The 18,144-nt window shown below is 64.1% G+C and carries 19 protein-coding genes; all 19 read left to right on the forward strand.

Translation table 11 applies throughout. The features are described 5' to 3' along the window. Positions 1-7 precede the first annotated feature (7 nt). The 19 genes from Q7V31_RS02255 (at position 8) to Q7V31_RS02345 (ending at position 18,011) form a co-directional block, all read left to right on the forward strand. Positions 8-844: a PIG-L deacetylase family protein gene (locus Q7V31_RS02255; RefSeq protein ID WP_304732187.1), complete on the forward strand. Its 837-nt coding sequence runs from the start codon at positions 8-10 to the stop codon at positions 842-844. Further along, positions 832-1,311 carry a CinA family protein gene (locus Q7V31_RS02260; RefSeq protein WP_304732188.1) on the forward strand — a complete coding sequence of 160 codons (480 nt, stop codon included), beginning with the start codon at positions 832-834 and terminating at the stop codon, positions 1,309-1,311. The genes Q7V31_RS02255 and Q7V31_RS02260 overlap by 13 nt, the downstream gene beginning before the upstream one ends. A gap of 148 nt (positions 1,312-1,459) precedes the next feature. Next, positions 1,460-2,974, forward strand: coding sequence for a signal recognition particle protein (ffh, locus tag Q7V31_RS02265; protein WP_304732189.1), 1,515 nt, complete (start codon positions 1,460-1,462; stop codon positions 2,972-2,974). Between the two features lie 88 nt (positions 2,975-3,062). After that, a complete protein-coding gene (rpsP, locus tag Q7V31_RS02270) occupies positions 3,063-3,494 on the forward strand; it encodes a 30S ribosomal protein S16 (RefSeq protein ID WP_304732190.1) in 432 nt (143 codons plus the stop codon). 21 nt (positions 3,495-3,515) lie between these two features. Further along, on the forward strand, positions 3,516-4,073 hold the full coding sequence (gene rimM / locus Q7V31_RS02275; RefSeq protein WP_304732191.1) for a ribosome maturation factor RimM: 558 nt from the start codon (positions 3,516-3,518) through the stop codon (positions 4,071-4,073). Beyond that, positions 4,063-4,767, forward strand: a complete 705-nt coding sequence (trmD, locus tag Q7V31_RS02280) for a tRNA (guanosine(37)-N1)-methyltransferase TrmD (protein WP_304732192.1) — start codon at positions 4,063-4,065, stop codon at positions 4,765-4,767. Before rimM ends, trmD begins: the two co-directional genes overlap by 11 nt. Positions 4,768-4,869: 102 nt before the next feature. Beyond that, the gene (gene rplS / locus Q7V31_RS02285) at positions 4,870-5,262 is read left to right on the forward strand and encodes a 50S ribosomal protein L19 (RefSeq protein ID WP_304732193.1); all 393 of its coding nucleotides are present in this window, start codon (positions 4,870-4,872) and stop codon (positions 5,260-5,262) included. A 116-nt stretch (positions 5,263-5,378) separates the two neighbouring features. Next, positions 5,379-6,800, forward strand: a complete 1,422-nt coding sequence (gene leuC, locus Q7V31_RS02290) for a 3-isopropylmalate dehydratase large subunit (RefSeq protein ID WP_304732194.1) — start codon at positions 5,379-5,381, stop codon at positions 6,798-6,800. A gap of 10 nt (positions 6,801-6,810) precedes the next feature. After that, positions 6,811-7,416 carry a 3-isopropylmalate dehydratase small subunit gene (gene leuD, locus Q7V31_RS02295; RefSeq protein WP_304732195.1) on the forward strand — a complete coding sequence of 202 codons (606 nt, stop codon included), beginning with the start codon at positions 6,811-6,813 and terminating at the stop codon, positions 7,414-7,416. A gap of 22 nt (positions 7,417-7,438) precedes the next feature. Then, on the forward strand, positions 7,439-8,545 hold the full coding sequence (gene leuB / locus Q7V31_RS02300; RefSeq protein ID WP_304732196.1) for a 3-isopropylmalate dehydrogenase: 1,107 nt from the start codon (positions 7,439-7,441) through the stop codon (positions 8,543-8,545). 66 nt (positions 8,546-8,611) lie between these two features. After that, a complete protein-coding gene (locus tag Q7V31_RS02305) occupies positions 8,612-9,634 on the forward strand; it encodes an aspartate-semialdehyde dehydrogenase (RefSeq protein ID WP_304732197.1) in 1,023 nt (340 codons plus the stop codon). 204 nt (positions 9,635-9,838) lie between these two features. Further along, positions 9,839-11,995, forward strand: coding sequence for an ammonium transporter (amt, locus tag Q7V31_RS02310; protein ID WP_304732198.1), 2,157 nt, complete (start codon positions 9,839-9,841; stop codon positions 11,993-11,995). Between the two features lie 76 nt (positions 11,996-12,071). Next, positions 12,072-12,971, forward strand: coding sequence for a CoA ester lyase (locus tag Q7V31_RS02315; protein WP_304732199.1), 900 nt, complete (start codon positions 12,072-12,074; stop codon positions 12,969-12,971). A 5-nt stretch (positions 12,972-12,976) separates the two neighbouring features. Next, positions 12,977-14,026, forward strand: coding sequence for a MaoC family dehydratase (locus Q7V31_RS02320; protein WP_304732200.1), 1,050 nt, complete (start codon positions 12,977-12,979; stop codon positions 14,024-14,026). Positions 14,027-14,231: 205 nt separating this feature from the next. After that, positions 14,232-14,636, forward strand: a complete 405-nt coding sequence (gene sdhC, locus Q7V31_RS02325) for a succinate dehydrogenase, cytochrome b556 subunit (protein WP_304732201.1) — start codon at positions 14,232-14,234, stop codon at positions 14,634-14,636. Beyond that, positions 14,636-15,019: a succinate dehydrogenase, hydrophobic membrane anchor protein gene (sdhD, locus tag Q7V31_RS02330; RefSeq protein WP_304732202.1), complete on the forward strand. Its 384-nt coding sequence runs from the start codon at positions 14,636-14,638 to the stop codon at positions 15,017-15,019. Before sdhC ends, sdhD begins: the two co-directional genes overlap by 1 nt. A 26-nt stretch (positions 15,020-15,045) precedes the next feature. Beyond that, the gene (gene sdhA / locus Q7V31_RS02335) at positions 15,046-16,839 is read left to right on the forward strand and encodes a succinate dehydrogenase flavoprotein subunit (protein WP_304732203.1); all 1,794 of its coding nucleotides are present in this window, start codon (positions 15,046-15,048) and stop codon (positions 16,837-16,839) included. Positions 16,840-16,858: 19 nt separating this feature from the next. Next, positions 16,859-17,638, forward strand: coding sequence for a succinate dehydrogenase iron-sulfur subunit (locus Q7V31_RS02340; protein ID WP_304732204.1), 780 nt, complete (start codon positions 16,859-16,861; stop codon positions 17,636-17,638). A 10-nt stretch (positions 17,639-17,648) separates the two neighbouring features. Further along, positions 17,649-18,011 (forward strand): hypothetical protein, encoded by a 363-nt coding sequence (locus Q7V31_RS02345; RefSeq protein ID WP_304732205.1) that lies wholly within the window; start codon positions 17,649-17,651, stop codon positions 18,009-18,011. The last annotated feature ends 133 nt before the right edge of the window (positions 18,012-18,144 follow it).

Genomic DNA, 18,144 nt, shown 5'->3' on the forward strand with positions numbered 1-18,144 from the left:
GGCGCGGATGCTGTGGGTGCTGGGGATATTGGCGGGGCTTGCCGTGCTCGCGGCGGCGGCCGTCTTTTTCCGTTTCCGCTATTTCTTCAGCGACAGCGCGGCGCGCCATGTCCGCTCGCTCGCCGCCGATCTCGGCGCCAAGCGGATCCTTGCCGTTTTTGCCCATCCCGATGACGAGCAGCTGATCGGCGGTCTCCTGACCGCGGCCAAGGCCGGCGGCGCCTATGTCGCCATGGTGACCGCCACCAAAGGCGAGGCCGGCACGCAATCGCCGGTCGTCTGCCGGCAATCCGAACTCGGGCTGATCCGGCAGGCCGAGGTGCTCAAGAACGGTTTTGCCCTCGGCATCGACGAACAGCAGGTCTGGGACTACCCCGATGGCGGGGTGCCGGACGTGCCGCTCGACGTACTCGTCGCCCGTGTCGAGGCGGCCATGCAAAGCATCATGCCGGACCTCGTGATCGCCTTCTGGCCGGAAAGCGGGGCGACGGGCCATAAAGACCATATGCGGATGGGACTTGCGGCCGATAAGGCCATCGAAAGCATGCGCGCGCGCGGCCATGCCGGCCATGGTCCGCACCATGTCGCCTATCCGTTGATTCCGGCCCGCTCGCTTCTGAAGCTTGGCCGCCGCACCGGCAAATTTGTGGCGGAAAACCAGCCTTTGCCGACCCATTCGACACCGACCGACATCGCCGCCAAGCTGCGCGGCTGGCGCATTCATGCCGCCCAGGCCAATTATGTCGCCAAGGCCTACAAGATGCCGACCTGGCTGCTTTATCTGATATGGAACAAGGAGTTCTACGCCGTGCGCGACCTGGAGACCGGCCAATGGAAAAACTGATCCCGCTCGCGGCCGAAGTCGCGGAACGGCTCAAAAAACGGCAGGAAACCGTCGCTTTATCGGAGTCCTCGACGGGCGGCCTGGTCTCGGCGGCGCTGGTCGCGCAAGCCGGTGCCTCGGCCTTCTATCTCGGCTCGACCGTCATTTATACGCGCGGCGCCGCGAAGGCCCTCTACGATCTCAAGGGCCCACCGGCGCCGAACCTGCAACCCCTTACAGAGCCTTATGTTTTGGCGATGGCCGACATCGTTCGGGCAAAGCTCGGCGCGACCTGGGCGCTGGCCGAAATGGGCGCCGCTGGCCCCTCCGGCTCGCCTTACGGGCCGCCGCCCGGCACCGCCGTCATCGGGCTGGCGGGGCCGCACCCCGCCTCGATCACGGTCAGCACGGGGTCTGCCGACCGTGCCGCCAACATGCGCGCCTTCGGCGCGGCGGCGCTGAAATTGCTGTTGAAATCATTGACTTGAGTCCGGCAAGCCCCTAGGTTCCGGCAACGATTTTCGGGACATTGTTGCGCCCCGACCCGCCCGAGGCATCGCGCCCGGGTCAACTTCCGCCGGCGATATTCGCTCGCGGGAGCGATCTTGCTTTGTACGACAAGGATTTGACGCCCACGTGTTCGAGAACCTGACAGGCCGCTTCGGCGATGTTCTTTCCAAGCTCAAGGGCCGCGGCGCCCTGAGCGAGAAGGATGTCGACGAGGCCATGCGCGAGGTGCGCCGGGCCCTGCTCGAGGCCGATGTCGCGCTGCCGGTCGCCAAGTCCTTTGTCGACAAGGTGCGCGCCCGTGCGGTCGGCCAGGAAGTGCTGAAGTCGGTGACGCCCGGCCAGCAGGTCATCAAGATCGTTCACGACGAACTGGTCGAGATGCTGGGTGGCACCGAGGCGGACACTGCGATCTCGCTGCGCGCCGCCGCCCCTGTCGTCATCATGATGGTGGGCCTGCAGGGCTCGGGCAAAACCACCTCGACCGCCAAGATCGCCAAACGCATGAGCGAGCGCGACAAGCGCCGCGTGCTGATGGCCTCGCTCGACACGCGCCGTCCGGCGGCGCAGGAGCAGTTGAAAATTCTCGGCGAACAGGTCGGCGTCTCGACGCTGCCGATCGTCGCCGGCCAGCAACCGATCCAGATCGCAAAGCGCGCGCTCGAAGCGGCGCGGCTTGGCGGCTACGACGTGCTGATGCTCGACACGGCCGGCCGCATTCATGTCGACGAAGACCTGATGGCCGAGGTCGCGCAGGTGCGCGATGCGACCGACCCGCATGAAACGCTGCTCGTTGCCGACAGCCTGACCGGTCAGGATGCGGTCAATGTGGCCGAGTCCTTCAAGGCCCGCGTCGGCGTCACCGGCATTGTGCTGACGCGCGTCGACGGCGATGGCCGCGGCGGTGCCGCGCTTTCGATGCGCGCCGTTACCGGCGTGCCGATCAAGCTGCTCGGCATCGGCGAAAAAATGGATGCGCTGGAAGATTTCCGCGCCGACCGGGTGGCCGGCCGCATCCTCGGCATGGGCGATGTCGTCAGCCTTGTCGAAAAAGCCGCAGAGACCATCGACGCCGACAAGGCGAACAAGATGGCCGAGAAAATGCGGAAGGGTCAGTTCGACCTCGACGACATGGCCGAACAGCTTGCGCAGATGAAACGTATGGGCGGCATGAAGGGCGTGCTCGGCATGCTGCCCGGTGTCGGCAAGGCGCAGATGCAGGCCGCCAACGCGCATATGGACGACAGCGTCGTCAAACGCCAGGCGGCGATCATCTCTTCGATGACCAAGGACGAACGGCGCAACCCGAAAGTGCTCAACGCCAGCCGCAAGAAGCGCATCGCGCGCGGCTCCGGCACCGAGGTGCAGGAAATCAACCGGCTCTTGAAGCTGCATCGCCAGATGGCCGACATGATGAAGGCGATGGGCCGTCAGAAGGGCGGCCTGATGTCGAAGCTGTTCGGCGGTGGCGCGCCGGAGATGCCGCCGGAGATGGCGGGCGATCCAAAGGCGCTTGAAAAACTTTTGCCACCGGGCGGTCTGGGCGGTCTGCCGCGTGGACCGGGTGGCGGCTTGCCGGGACTTCCCGGCTCGGGCTTTGGCGGGGGTCTTCCGGGCCTGCCGCCGGGAAAGAAAAGGAAATAGGGCCGGCGCATATCGCGCTTCGGTCTGTTGACGGACGATCAAACAAACCCGGCGCATCGCGCGCCGGTTACCTGAAAGGCAAGACAAGATGGCTCTGAAAATCCGGCTCGCCCGCGGCGGTGCCAAGAAGCGTCCCTTCTACCGCGTCGTCGTCGCCGACACGCGTTTCCCGCGTGACGGCCGCTTCATCGAAAAGATCGGCACGTTCAATCCGCTGCTGCCGAAGGACAACAAGGACCGCCTGGTGCTCAATATCGAGCGCGCCAAGCATTGGCTGGGTCACGGCGCGCTGCCGACCGACCGCGTTGCGCGTTTCCTCGACGAGGCCGGCGCCTATACGCGCAAGGCGCGCAGCAACCCGGAAAAGGCCAAGCCCAAGGCGAAGGCCCAGGAGCGTCTCGACGCGGCGCGCATCGCGGCCGAAGAAGCCGCCGAAGCCGCCAAGGCGCCTGTGGAAGAACCTGCGGCCGAAGCGCCTGCTGCCGAAGCCGAAGCGCCGGCCGAAGAGGCGCAGGCCTAACCGGCTTTGCGCATCGCGCCGATGGCTGACGGTCCGCAAAAGAAAGTCTGTCTCGGCGTCGTCGTCGGCGCGCATGGCGTGCGCGGTCTTGTCCGCGTCAAGCCGTTCACCGAGGCGCCGGATGGCGTTGCGGCTTATGGCCCGGTCGAGACGGTCGACGGTGCACGGCGCTTCGCCATCGAGGCGAAGGGCATGGTCAAGGAGCTGGTGCTCTGCCGGCTCGACGGCATTGACGACCGGGACGCGGCGGAGGCGCTTCGAGGCACCGAGCTCTATGTCTCACGCGACCGGCTGCCGCCGGCCGATGCGGATGAGGGTTGGTACCATGCCGACCTCGTCGGCCTTCGCGCTGTCGGTCTCGACGGGCACGATTATGGCGCGGTCGTCGCGGTGCTGAATTTCGGTGCCGGCGATCTTCTGGAAATCGCCCCGCCCGATGGCGGGGCGACGGTGCTGATGGGCTTCACCGAAGCGAATGTGCCCGAGGTCGACATTGCCGGCGGGCGTATCGTCATCGATCCGCCGCTCGGCACCTTCGACGACGTTAGCGATGCGGAGGGGGCGGCGGATGGCGACTGAAGCCTGGTCGGCAAATGTGCTGACGCTCTTTCCGGAGATGTTTCCGGGCCCGCTCGGTCACTCGCTGGCTGGCAAGGCGCTCGAAAGCGGTCTCTGGCGGCTCGAGGCGGTCGATATTCGCGATTTCGCGACCGACCGGCACCGCTCGGTCGACGACACGCCGTCGGGCGGCGGGCCGGGCATGGTGATGCGGGCCGATGTGATGGCGGCGGCGATCGATGCCGTCCATCCGGGCGGGCAGCCGCTGATCTATCTGAGCCCCCGGGGCCGGCCGCTGACACAGGCCCGGGTCCGGGAACTGGCGACAGGATCGGGGGTGACGCTTGTCTGCGGGCGTTTCGAGGGGCTCGATCAGCGGGTCATCGAGGCGCGGGCAATGGAGGAGATCAGCCTCGGCGATTTCGTGTTGTCCGGCGGCGAGCCGGCGGCCATGGCGCTGATCGATGCGGTTGTCCGGCTCTTGCCGGGGGTGATGGGCAAGGACGCCTCGGGGGCCGAAGAGAGCTTTGAAGGCGGACTTCTGGAGTACCCGCATTATACAAGACCCCAGATCTTCGAGGGGCGCGAGATTCCGCCGGTTTTGACCTCCGGCGACCATCAAAAGGTCAAGGCCTGGCGCCGTGCCGAGGCCGAAAAGGCGACCCGGGAAAGGCGGCCCGAGCTTTGGGACGATTTTCTGGGCAAGAAGCCCTGATGGCAGTCGCCATGAGGTATAATTTGTGTTACGGAAGCGCGCTTCCGGGCCGGGATTGTCCCTTTCGAGGTCCGAACGCCTTCATATCCGAGGTTTGACCCTATGAATATCATTGAGCAGCTCGAGCAGGAGCAGGTCGCGGCACTGTCCGCCGGCAAGACCATTCCCGATTTTGCCCCCGGCGACACGCTGCAGGTCAATGTGAAGGTGGTTGAAGGCACGCGCGAGCGCCTGCAGGCCTATGAAGGTGTCTGCATCGGCCGCGCCGGTGGCGGCATCAACGAGAACTTCACGGTCCGCAAGATTTCCTACGGCGAGGGCGTCGAGCGCGTGTTTCCGCTTTACGGACCGCTGGTCGACTCGATCAAGGTCGTGCGCAAGGGCCGCGTGCGTCGCGCCAAGCTCTATTACCTGCGCGGTCTTCGCGGCAAAGCTGCCCGAATTACCGAAAAACAGGACTTCAAGACCCGCAACAAGGACAGCGGCGCCGCCTGATTTCTCCGCATTCGAGCGGAAACTGTCACGAAAAGCGGGCAGGGCGCCTGAAGGCCCCGGCCCGTTTTTGTTATGGGCTACACTGAACGAAAGTTCCGAACGACGAGGAAAGCGAAATGTCGCCCCGCACAATGTACGACAAGATCTGGGATGCGCATCTGGTCGAGATGGCCGAGGACGGGACCGGCCTGCTCTATATCGACCGGCATCTCGTGCATGAGGTCACAAGCCCGCAGGCCTTCGAGGGCCTGCGCATGGCGAAGCGTCCCGTGCATGCACCGCTGAAGACGCTGGCGGTTGCCGATCACAATGTGCCGACGACCGACCGTTCCAAGGGCATCGCCGACGAAGAGAGCCGCATCCAGGTCGAGACGCTCGAACACAACGCAAAAGATTTCGGCGTCGAATATCTCGAAATGTCCGACATCCGTCAGGGCATCGTGCACATCGTCGGGCCGGAGCAAGGCTTCACGCTGCCCGGCACCACCATCGTTTGCGGCGACAGCCACACCTCGACGCATGGCGCCTTCGGCGCGCTGGCGCATGGCATCGGCACGTCGGAGGTCGAGCATGTGCTCGCCACCCAGACGCTGATCCAGGCCAAGGCCAAGAACATGCGCATCAATGTGGTAGGCAAGGCGCCGGAAGGTTTCACCGCGAAAGACATCGTGCTCGCCATCATCGGCGAGATCGGCACGGCCGGCGGCACCGGCTATGTCATCGAATATGCCGGCGAGGCGATCCGCGATCTCTCGATGGAAGGCCGCATGACCGTCTGCAACATGACGATCGAAGGCGGCGCCCGCGCCGGGCTGATTGCACCCGACGAAAAGACCTATGCCTATCTTGAAGGCCGCCCGCGCGCGCCGAAGGGCAAGGCGTGGGAGATGGCGGTCGACTACTGGAAGACACTGCCATCCGACGAAGGTGCGACGTTCGACAAGGAAATCACCATCGACATCGCCGACCTGCCGCCGCTGATCACCTGGGGCACGAGCCCGGAAAACGTCATCAAGATCACGGACCGCATTCCCGATCCGAAGGACGTGCATGACGAAGCGCATGCGAAGTCGATGCAACGCGCGCTCGACTATATGGGTCTGACACCGGGCACACCGATCACGGAGGTCAAGATCGACCGCGTCTTCATCGGCTCCTGCACCAATGGCCGCATCGAGGATCTGCGCGCCGCCGCCGTCATCGCCGAAAAGGCGATCAAAGCCGGCCGCAAGGTGGCGTCCACCGTCAACGCGATGGTCGTGCCCGGTTCCGGCCTTGTGAAAGCGCAAGCCGAGAAGGAAGGTCTCGACAAGATCTTCCTCGAAGCGGGCTTCGAATGGCGTGAGCCCGGCTGCTCGATGTGTCTGGCGATGAACGCCGACAAGCTCGAGCCCGGCGAACGCTGCGCCTCGACGTCGAACCGCAATTTCGAAGGCCGTCAGGGCCGCGGCGGCCGCACGCATCTCGTCTCGCCCGCCATGGCGGCGGCGGCGGCGTTTGCGGGGCATTTCGTCGATGTGCGCGAATTCAAGAACTGAGGACGGGTAAATGGACAAGTTCAACAAGCTGACGGGCGTTGCGGCGCCGCTGCCGATCATCAATGTCGATACCGACATGATCATCCCGAAGCAGTTCCTGAAGACGATCAAGCGCACGGGGCTCGGCAAGAACCTGTTCGACGAGATGCGCTATGACGATGACGGGAAGGAAATTCCGGATTTCGTGCTCAACAAGCCGGCCTATCGCAATGCGCAGATCCTCGTGACCGGCGAGAATTTCGGCTGCGGTTCGTCGCGCGAGCATGCGCCCTGGGCGCTCTTGGATTTCGGCATCCGCTGCGTCATCGCGACGAGCTTTGCCGACATCTTCTACAATAACTGCTTCCAGAACGGCATCCTGCCCATCGTGCTGCCGCAATCGGACGTCGACAAGCTGATGGACGATGCCGAGCGCGGCTCGAACGCCGTCGTTACCGTCGATCTCGAAGCGCAGGAAATCCGCGGGCCCGATGGCGGCGTCATCCAATTCGACATCGACCCCTTCCGCAAGCATTGCATGCTCAACGGTCTCGACGGCGTCGGGTTGACGCTGCAGAAGGTCGAGAAGATCGCCGGCTTCGAAAAGAAGCTCGAAGCCGAGCAGCCCTGGCTCTGACACCCGAAGCGAAGAAAAGTAAATGACAAGAAACATCCTCATCGTCGCCGGCGACGGCATCGGCCCGGAAGTCATGGGCGAAGTCGAGCGCGTGATCGGCTGGTACAACGACAATCGCGGCTTCGATGCGAAGATCGAAAACGAACTGGTCGGCGGCTGCTGCTACGACGCGCATGGCGTCGCCGTCACCGACGCGACGGTCGAGAAGGCCAGGCGCGCCGATGCCGTCATGCTCGGCGCGGTCGGCGGACCCAAATGGGACAATGTGCCTTACGAGGGCCGCCCGGAAGCAGGGCTGCTTCGCCTCCGCAAGGATCTCGAACTCTTCGCCAATCTGCGCCCCGCGCTCTGCTTCGCGGCGCTGGCGGATGCGTCCTCGCTGAAGCGCGAGATTGTCGAGGGTCTCGACATCATGATCGTGCGGGAACTCACCGGCGGCGTCTATTTCGGCGAGCCGAAGGAAATCACCGATCTTGGCAATGGCGAGCGCCGCGGCGTCGACACGCAGGTCTATACGACCAGCGAAATCCGCCGCATCGCCGAGGTCGCCTTCGACCTGGCGAAGAAGCGCGGCAACCGCGTCATGTCGGTCGAGAAGCGCAATGTGATGAAGTCGGGCGTCCTCTGGTACGAGGAAGTCATCAAGCTTCACAAGGAGAAGTTTTCGGACGTCAAGCTCGAGCACATGCTGGCCGACAATTGCGCCATGCAGCTGGTGCGCAATCCGAAACAGTTCGACGTCATCGTCACCGACAATCTCTTTGGCGACGTGCTCTCCGATATCGCCTCGATGCTGACCGGCTCGCTCGGCATGCTGCCGTCGGCCTCGCTCGGCGCCCGGGATGCAAACGGCAAGGCCTGCGCCATGTATGAGCCGGTGCACGGCTCCGCCCCGGACATCGCCGGCACGGGTGCGGCCAATCCGATCGCCTCGATCCTCAGTTTCGCCATGGCGCTGCGCTACACGTTCGAACTCGGCGCCGATGCCGACCTGCTCGAAAAAGCCGTCGATACCGTGCTCGCCAACGGGCTTCGCACCGGCGACATCATGCAGCCGGGCATGAAAAAAGTCGGCACCAAAGAGATGGGCGATGCGATCCTCGCCGCGCTCGCCAAACTGAACGGATAGATTGACCGGCCGCTTGACCCGTTGGAGGACCGCTCCGGGTGGCGGTCCCAGACAAGGAAAACGATCATGGGCTACAAGATTGCCGTTCTCGGCGCCACCGGCAATGTCGGGCGCGAAATGCTCAACATTCTGGCCGAGCGTCAGTTCCCGGCCGACGAGGTGGTGGCGCTCGCCTCGCGGCGCAGCCTCGGCACCGAGGTCTCCTTCGGCGACCGCGACATCAAGGTCAAGGGGCTCGACACCTACGACTTCAAGGGCACCGATATCTGCCTGATGGCGACCTCGGGCGAGATGTCGGCCGAATGGGCGCCGAAGATCGCCGCCAAGGGCTGCGTCGTCATCGACAATTCGTCGCGCTGGCGGATGGACCCCGACGTGCCGCTGATCGTGCCGGAAGTCAATGCGGCGGCGATTGCCGGCTATACGAAGAAGAACATCATCGCCAATCCCAATTGCTCGACGGCGCAGATGGTCGTGGCGCTGAAGCCGCTGCATGACGCCGCCGGCATCCGCCGCGTCGTCGTCTCGACCTATCAGTCGGTCTCGGGCGCCGGCAAGGAGGCGATGGACGAGCTCTTCAGCCAGACCCGCGCCATCTTCGTCAATGACAGCATCGACGAGGGCAAGTTCACCAAGCAGATCGCCTTCAACGTCATTCCGCATATCGACGTCTTCATGGAAGACGGACAGACGAAAGAGGAATGGAAGATGATGGCCGAGACCAAGAAGATCCTCGATCCGAAGATCAAGCTGACGGCGACCTGCGTGCGCGTGCCGGTTTTCGTCGGCCATTCGGAAGCCATCAATATCGAGTTTGAACGGCCGATCTCGGATGACGAGGCGCGCGACATCCTGCGCGAGGCGCCGGGTTGTCTGGTCGTCGACAAGCGCGAGGATGGCGGCTATGTGACGCCGATCGAATGCGTCGGCGATTATGCGACCTATATCAGCCGCATCCGTGTCGACCCGACCGTCGAGAACGGTCTCAACATCTGGGTCGTCTCCGACAATCTGCGCAAGGGCGCGGCGCTCAACACGGTACAGATTGCCGAAATTCTGGGCGCGCGCTACCTCAAGAAGGCGGCGTGAGCGCGGCAAAAAACCCGTCCGTCTGCGGATCGACCTCCGTCCCTGATCGCGCCTGTTAACCTGCCGATAATCCCTGCACAAAATATGTGCAGGGATTCCGCCGTTTTTTCGGCCGCCGCGATTTATTGCGGCGCGAAAAATTTACTTTTCGCCCGGTAATCTGACGCCAACGTCAGTTTTCCATGCATATTCCGGGGGCGGATCGTGGGCAGTGCGGCACAGTCGATCGACACCATCTGGGTTCTCATCTGCACGATCCTGGTGATCCTGATGCAGGCCGGTTTCACCTGCCTCGAATCCGGCATGGTGCGGGCCAAGAATTCCATCAACGTCGCGGTCAAGAACGTGATGGATTTCTGCGTCGCCGGCCTCGGCTTCTGGCTGGTCGGCTTCGGGCTGATGTTCGGCGCCAGTGCCGCCGGCTTTTTCGGCGTCAGCGATTTTGCCTTCCAGAGCGGTGCCGCCAATGCCTCGGCGGGTACCGCCTGGGTCATGGTGTTTTTCTTTTTCCAGCTCGCCTTCTGTTCGACCGCTACCACCATCGTCGCCGGCGCGGTTGCCGAGCGCATGAGCTTTCGCGGCTATCTGATCACCGCCGCCGTGCTCAGCATGGCGATCTATCCGGTCTTCGGTCACTGGGCCTGGGGCGGCATTCTGGCCGGCGAGGCGGCGGGCTGGCTCGAACTCAGGGGCTTCATCGACTTCGCCGGCTCGACCGTCGTCCATTCGATCGGCGGCTGGATCGCGCTGGCCGCGATCCTCGTCATGGGTGCACGCATCGGCCGCTTCGGTCCCAATGGCGGGCGCATCGAACCGCATGACATGCCGATGGCGACGCTCGGCATGTTCCTGTTGTGGATCGGCTGGTTCGGCTTCAATGGCGGCTCGACGCTGGCGCTCGATGCCTCCGTTCCCTTCATTCTGGTTCACACCATGCTGGCGGCGGCCGCCGGCGGTTTCGCCGCCACCGGTCTCAGCTGGTTCACGCGCGGGCTGCCCGATGTGCAGCAGACGCTGAACGGCGTGCTGGCCGGCCTCGTCGCCATCACCGCCAATTGCCACATCGTCGACACCGGCGCCGCCGTGCTGATCGGCGCCATTGGCGGCCTTGTCTGCTACCTGGCCAGCCAGCTTCTGGAGCGGCTCGAAATCGACGATGCGGTCGATGCGGTGCCGGTGCATCTGGCGGCCGGCATCTGGGGCACGCTGGCGGTGGCGCTCTTCGGCGATGTGTCGATGTTCCCGCATGGCCACACACGGGTCGAACAGTTTCTGGTGCAGCTGCAGGGCGTGGCGGCCGCCGGGCTCTTTGCCTTCACGACGGCTTATGTCGTGCTGCGCATCGTCAATCGCTTTCTGCCCCTGCGCGTCTCCAGGGAAGACGAGCGCATCGGCCTCAACATCGCCGAGCATGGTGCCTCCAGCGCGCTGCTCGATGTGCTGGGCGCGATGGAAGGCCAGGCGGCGCGCGGCGACTTCTCGAAGTCGCTGCATGTCGAGCCCTTCACCGAGGCCGGCGAAATCGCCACGCGTTACAATCTGGTGCTCGACAAGTTCAACCGTGAGGTCAATGAGCGCGAGCGCACCGCCAACCAGCTGCGCGATGCGCGCGACGTGGCCGAGCTTGCCAACGCCTCCAAGTCGCAGTTTCTGGCCAATATGAGCCACGAACTCCGGACGCCGCTCAATGCGATCATCGGATTCTCCGAAGTGATGAATGGCGAGCTGTTCGGGCCGATCGAGAACGAGCGCTACAAGGACTATGTCGTCGACATCCACAAATCCTCCAGCCATCTTCTCAGCCTGATCAACGATATTCTCGATCTCTCCAAGATCGAGGCCGATCGCTACGAGCTTTACGAGGAAGAGCTCGATGTCGTCGATGTGATGGCCAGCTGCGAGCGCATGATGCGGCACCGCGCCGAGGAAGCTGGCATCGATTTCGGCGTCACGCTCGAACAGGACCTGCCCGGCCTCAATGCCGACAAGCGGGCGCTCCGCCAGATCCTGCTCAATCTGGTCTCGAATGCGGTCAAGTTCACGCCCAAGGGCGGCCATATCGAACTGGCGGCCTGCATGGAGCCCGACGAGCGCATGGCCTTCCGCGTCTCGGACAGCGGCATCGGCATGGCCAAGGCGGATATTCCGACCGCGCTCGAGCCCTTCCGCCAGATCGGCAAGGACAGCAATGTCTATTCGGCCGAAGGCACCGGTCTCGGCCTGCCGCTGACCCGCGCGCTGGCCCGCCTGCACGGGGCGACGCTGGTGATCGATTCCGAGCCCGGTCAGGGCACCACGATCACGGTGCGCATGCCCCATGCCCGCGTGCTGCCGCGCATGCCGCGCCGTCTTGCGGGCTGATTCCGCTTCACAGCCGCGCCCGCTCTTTATAGTGTCCGCATCGCGAAGCCCCGCCCCAGCGATCCGGAGACCCTTCATGGCCGACCTTTCCGCCCGCCCGCGCCGCAGCGTTCTCTACATGCCGGGATCGAACGCGCGCGCGCTCGAAAAGGCCCGCGAGCTCAAGGCCGATGCGCTGATCCTCGATCTCGAGGACGCGGTGGCGCCCGATGCCAAGGAAGAGGCGCGTGCCCAGGTTGCGGCGGCGGTCAAACAGGGCGGTTACGGCAAGCGCGAAATCGCCATCCGGGTCAACGGCCTCGACACACCCTGGGGCCTCGACGACATCAAGGCCGCGGTCGCCGCCGGCCCCGATGCGATCCTGGTGCCGAAGATCAATTCGGCCGCCGATGTCGAGCGCGCCGAAGAGGCGCTCTCGGATGCGGGCGCGAAGGGCGGCATCCAGCTCTGGTGCATGATCGAGACGCCGCTGGCGCTGCTCAACATTCAGGCGATCGCCGCCAAGGCGCGCGAGCCCGGCAGCCGCATGACCCTCTGGGTCATGGGCACCAACGACATCGCCAAGGAATTGCGCGCCGCGCATACGCCCGACCGCGTGCCGATGCTGGCCGCGCTCGGCCTCGCGCTTCTGGCCGCACGCGCCTATGGCCTGGTTATCCTCGACGGCGTCTATAACGACATCAGGAACGAAGAGGGCTTCGCCGCCATCTGCGAGCAGGGCCGCGACATGGGTTTCGACGGCAAGACGCTGATCCATCCGTCGCAGCTCGATCCCTGCAACCGCATCTTCTCGCCCGATCCCGAGGCGGTCGCGCTGGCGCGCCAGACCATCGCGGCCTTCAAGCTGCCCGAAAACAGGGGCAAGGGCGTGTTGAAGATCGAGGGCCGCATGGTCGAGATCCTGCATGCCGAAATCGCCGAGCGGGTCGTCGCCATCGCCGATGCGATCGCCGAGCTTGAAGCCGTGGTGGAGTGAGCGCGATGTCGAAGACCAATGCCGGCAATTTCTTCGAGGATTTCAAGGTCGGGCAGGTGCTGCGGCATGCGACGCCGCGCACGGTTTCGGAAGGCGACACGGCGCTTTACCAGGCCTTGTTCGGTTCGCGCTTTGCGCTGCAGTCCTCGGCCGAGGTTGCGCGGAAGGCCGGTTACGCCACGGCGCCTGTCGACGATCTCCTTGCCTTCCACATCGTCTTCGGCAAGACCGTGCCCGACATCTCGCTCAATGCGGTCGCCAATCTCGGTTATGCCGATTGCAAGTTCCTCAAACCGGTCTTTCCGGGCGACACGCTCGCAACCGAGTCGAAAGTGATCGGGCTGAAGGAGAATTCCAACGGCGAAACCGGCACCGTCTATGTCCGTTCGACGGGCCGCAACCAGCGCGGCGAAACCGTCATCGATTATGTGCGCTGGGTGATGGTTCGAAAGCGCGACAAGGCCGCGCGCGCGCCGGAAGCCGATGTGCCGCATCTGCCGGCGGTCGTCGAGCCGTCGCATCTCGCCGCACCGGCAAAGACAAGCTTCAAGGGCTTCGACACCGTCGCTTCCGGCTCGCCCCATTTCTGGGACGACTATGAAGTGGGCGAGAAGATCGACCATGTCGACGGCGTCACCATCGAGGAAGCCGAACACATGATGGCGACGCGTCTCTACCAGAACACCGCCAAGGTGCATTTCAATCAGTTCACCGAAGGCAAGGGCCGCTTCGGCCGCCGCCTGATCTATGGCGGCCATGTGATTTCGCTGGCCCGTTCGCTCTCCTTCAACGGCCTCGGCAATGCGCTCACCATCGCCGCCATCAATGCCGGGCGCCACGTCGCGCCCTGCTTTGCCGGCGACACGGTTTTTGCCTGGTCGGAAGTGCTGGCGAAGTCGGCTCTGCCCAAGCGCGAGGACATTGCCGCGCTGCGGCTGCGCACCATCGCCACCAAGGACCGTCCTTGCGCCGATTTCCCGGGCACAAAGGACAAGGGTTACGAGGACGGCGTCATTCTCGATCTCGATTACTGGGTGCTGATGCCGCGCCGCTGAGGGGCGCCTGCTGCCGGGTGGCAGACCCGGTTTTCGTTGCGAATGCTTCTCGATTGGGCGCGGCGAGCCTTTGCGCAAGCGTGACGTTGCGGCGGGTTTCGGCATTTGCCTTCAAGCGTTTGGCGCGATAAACAACAGACTCAATGGGGGCTTGCCTCCCGGCCCGCCCGGCCCATCTTCTCTGGGATTCTTTGGGAAAATTCGAATGGCTGAACCGCGACAGGCCGCAAGGCCGCTTTCCCCGCATCTGCAGATCTATCGCCTGACCGTCACCATGGTCATGTCGATCGTCCATCGCATCACCGGGGCGGGGCTTTATGCCGGCACGCTGCTGCTGGCCTGGTGGCTTGTCGCGCTGGCCTCGGGGCCGGAGGCCTATGCGGTTTTCGAGGGTTTCATCGGCTCCTGGTTCGGCCGTCTCGTGCTCTTCGGCTACACTTGGGCGCTGATCCACCACATGCTGGGCGGCATCCGCCATTTCGTCTGGGATTTCGGCAAGGGCTTCGAAATCGGCACCGCCAATCTGATGGCCTGGGGCACGATCCTCGGCTCGGTCGCGCTGACGGTGCTGGTCTGGATTGCCGGTTACGCGATGATGGGAGCGCTCTGATGGCCGATATGCGCACACCCTTGAGCCGCGTCATCGGCCTCGGCTCGGCCAAATCCGGCGCCCATCATTTCTGGCTGCAGCGCGTCACCGCGGCCGCCAATGTGCCGCTGGCGCTTTTTCTGATCGCCTCGCTGGTCGCGCTGTCGGGCGCCGACTATCTGACGGTGAGGACATATCTCGGCCATCCGCTGGCCGTGATCGCGCTTCTGGCGCTGATCCTTTCCGGCGTCTGGCACATGCGTCTCGGCATGCAGGTCATCATCGAGGATTACGTGATTGCCGAGGGCCTGAAAACCCTGTCGCTGCTGCTCAACATCTTCTTCTCGGCCGCCATCGGCATCGCCTGCATCTATGCGGCGCTGAAAATCGGTTTCGGTTCCTGAACTCTCCTGCGTCGAAAGAGCCTTTCATGACGTCGAGCTACACATTCACCGATCACACTTTCGATGTCGTCGTTGTCGGCGCCGGCGGCGCGGGGTTGCGCGCGACGCTGGGTTGCGTCGAAAAGGGTCTCAAGACCGCCAATATCACCAAGGTCTTCCCGACCCGCAGTCACACGGTCGCCGCGCAGGGCGGCATTTCCGCTTCGCTCGGCAATATGGGCCCGGACGACTGGCGCTGGCACATGTACGACACGGTCAAGGGTTCCGACTGGCTTGGCGATCAGGACGCGATCGAATATCTCTGCCGCCAGGCGCCGGAAGCCGTCTACGAGCTCGAACATTTCGGCGTGCCGTTTTCCCGCACCGAGGAAGGCAAGATCTATCAGCGTCCCTTTGGCGGTATGACCACAAATTTCGGCGAAGGCATCGCCCAGCGCACCTGCGCGGCGGCCGACCGCACCGGCCATGCGATGCTGCACACTTTGTATGGCCAGTCGGTGCGTCACAAGGCGCAGTTCTATATCGAATATTTCGCCATCGACCTGATCATGGATGCCGAAGGGGTTTGCCGCGGCGTCGTCGCGCTCGACATGGCGACCGGCGAAGTGCATCGCTTCCGCGCCTCGCTGGTCATTCTCGCCACCGGCGGTTATGGCCGCGCCTATTTCTCGGCGACCTCGGCCCATACCTGCACCGGCGACGGCAATGCGATGGTGCTGCGCGCCGGGTTGCCGCTGCAGGACATGGAATTCGTGCAGTTCCATCCGACCGGCATTTATGGCGCCGGCTGCCTGATCACCGAAGGCGCGCGCGGCGAGGGCGGCTATCTGACCAATTCCGAGGGCGAGCGTTTCATGGAGCGCTATGCGCCCAGCGCGAAAGACCTCGCCTCGCGCGATGTCGTCTCGCGTTCGATGACGGTCGAAATCCGCGAAGGCCGCGGCGTCGGCCCGGCCAAGGATCACATCTTCCTGCATCTCGACCATCTCGATCCGGCGATCCTCGCCGAACGTCTGCCGGGCATTTCGGAGTCCGCGCATATCTTCGCCGGCGTCGATGTCACCAAGGAGCCGATCCCGGTGTTGCCGACGGTCCATTACAACATGGGCGGCATCCCGACCAATTTCCACGGCGAGGTGCTGACGCTGAAAGACGGCAATCCCGACACGGTGGTGCCGGGCCTGATGGCGATCGGCGAGGCGGCCTGCGTCTCGGTACATGGCGCCAACCGTCTCGGCTCCAATTCGCTGATCGACCTCGTCGTCTTCGGCCGCGCCGCGGGCTTGCGCGCCGCCGAGCTGGTGACGCCCGGCCAGCGCCAACCGGAAATGGCCAAAGAGACCGGCGATCACGCGCTGGCGCGTCTCGACCGTTTCCGCAATGCGAACGGCACGACGCCGACCGCCGAGTTGCGCCTCACCATGCAGCGCGCCATGCAGGAAGACGTCGCCGTCTTCCGCACCGGCGAGACATTGCTGTCGGGCCAGAAGCGCGTCGCCGATGTGCATGCCGCCATGTCCGACATCAAGGTCAGTGACCGCTCGCTGATCTGGAATTCCGATCTGATCGAGACGCTCGAATTCGACAACCTGATCGTGCAGGCGATCGCCACCGTCGAGGGTGCGGTCAACCGCCAGGAAAGCCGCGGCGCCCATGCACGCGAGGATTTCCCGGAGCGCAATGACGAGACCTGGATGAAGCACACGCTGTGCTGGGTGGACGATGCCAGCGGCAAGCCCCGCCTCGACTACCGCCCGGTCCATGCTTACACGCTCTCCAGCGACATCGAATATATCAAGCCGAAGGCGCGCGTTTACTGACGCGCAACAGGGTCAGATCATGGTTCAGCTCACACTGCCGAAAAATTCCACGGTCACCGAAGGCGAGACCTTCAAGGCCGCACCGGGCGCCAAGAATGTCCGGCGCTTCCGCGTCTATCGCTGGTCGCCGGACGACACGGCCAATCCGCGCATCGACACTTACGAAGTCGATCTCGACCAATGCGGGCCGATGGTTCTCGACGCGCTGATCAAGATCAAGAACGAGACCGACCAGACGCTGACCTTCCGCCGTTCCTGCCGCGAGGGCATTTGCGGTTCCTGCGCGATGAATATCGACGGCGAGAACACGCTGGCCTGCACCAAGGGCATCGGCGAGGTGAAGGGCGACGTCAGGATCTATCCCTTGCCGCATATGCCGGTGATCAAGGACCTCGTGCCCGACCTGACGAACTTCTACGCGCAGCACGCCTTCATCGAGCCCTGGCTGCAGACCAAATCGGCCGAGCCCGAAAAGGAATGGCGCCAGAGCCATGACGACCGTGAAAAGCTCGACGGTCTTTACGAGTGCATTCTCTGCGCCTGCTGCTCGACCTCATGCCCCTCCTACTGGTGGAACGGCGACCGCTATCTCGGCCCCGCCGCGCTGTTGCAGGCCTATCGCTGGCTGATCGACAGCCGCGACGAGGCGACCGGCGAACGCCTCGACGCGCTCGAGGATCCGTTCCGGCTTTACCGCTGCCACACGATCATGAACTGCACCCGCGCCTGCCCCAAAGGCCTCAACCCCGCCAAAGCCATCGCCGAGATCAAGAAGATGATGGTCGAGCGGCAGTCGTAAGGCCCGCTTCGTGGCGCGGCTCGTTCCGCTCCATGTCGGGTTTTCCATCGCCGAGGCCGAGTGCCTTCGCGCCATGCTCGCCGCCTACGGCATCGCTTCGGTGGTGCCTGCGTTTCATCACATCCGGAACTACTGGTTCCTGGTGGTTGCGTCGGGCGGGATCGAAATTCATGTCTTCGAGCATGATGCGGAAGCGGCGCGGGCGCTGATCGTTCCTGTCGAAGATTATGTGGACGATCTCGAATCCGAACCGCGCGCGATCCTGCGCGCGCCCTTCCACGTTGTCGCTGCCATTTTCATCTACTGGCTCACAGGCGCGCTCATGCCGCTCTGGGTCACCAAGCGCCGCTTCCTGTCGGAAGTGAGCGACTGAGTTTCGACGCTGCCGCCCGGCCCCTCACCCTTCCGCCGTCTGACGACGGCTCCCTCCCTCTCCCCGGAGGGGAGAGGGATTGAAGCGCGACATCTATTTCCCTCTCCCCAGCGGGGAGAGGGAAGGGGCCCGG

Source organism: Parvibaculum sp., assembly GCF_030651915.1.
GTDB lineage: Bacteria > Pseudomonadota > Alphaproteobacteria > Parvibaculales > Parvibaculaceae > Parvibaculum.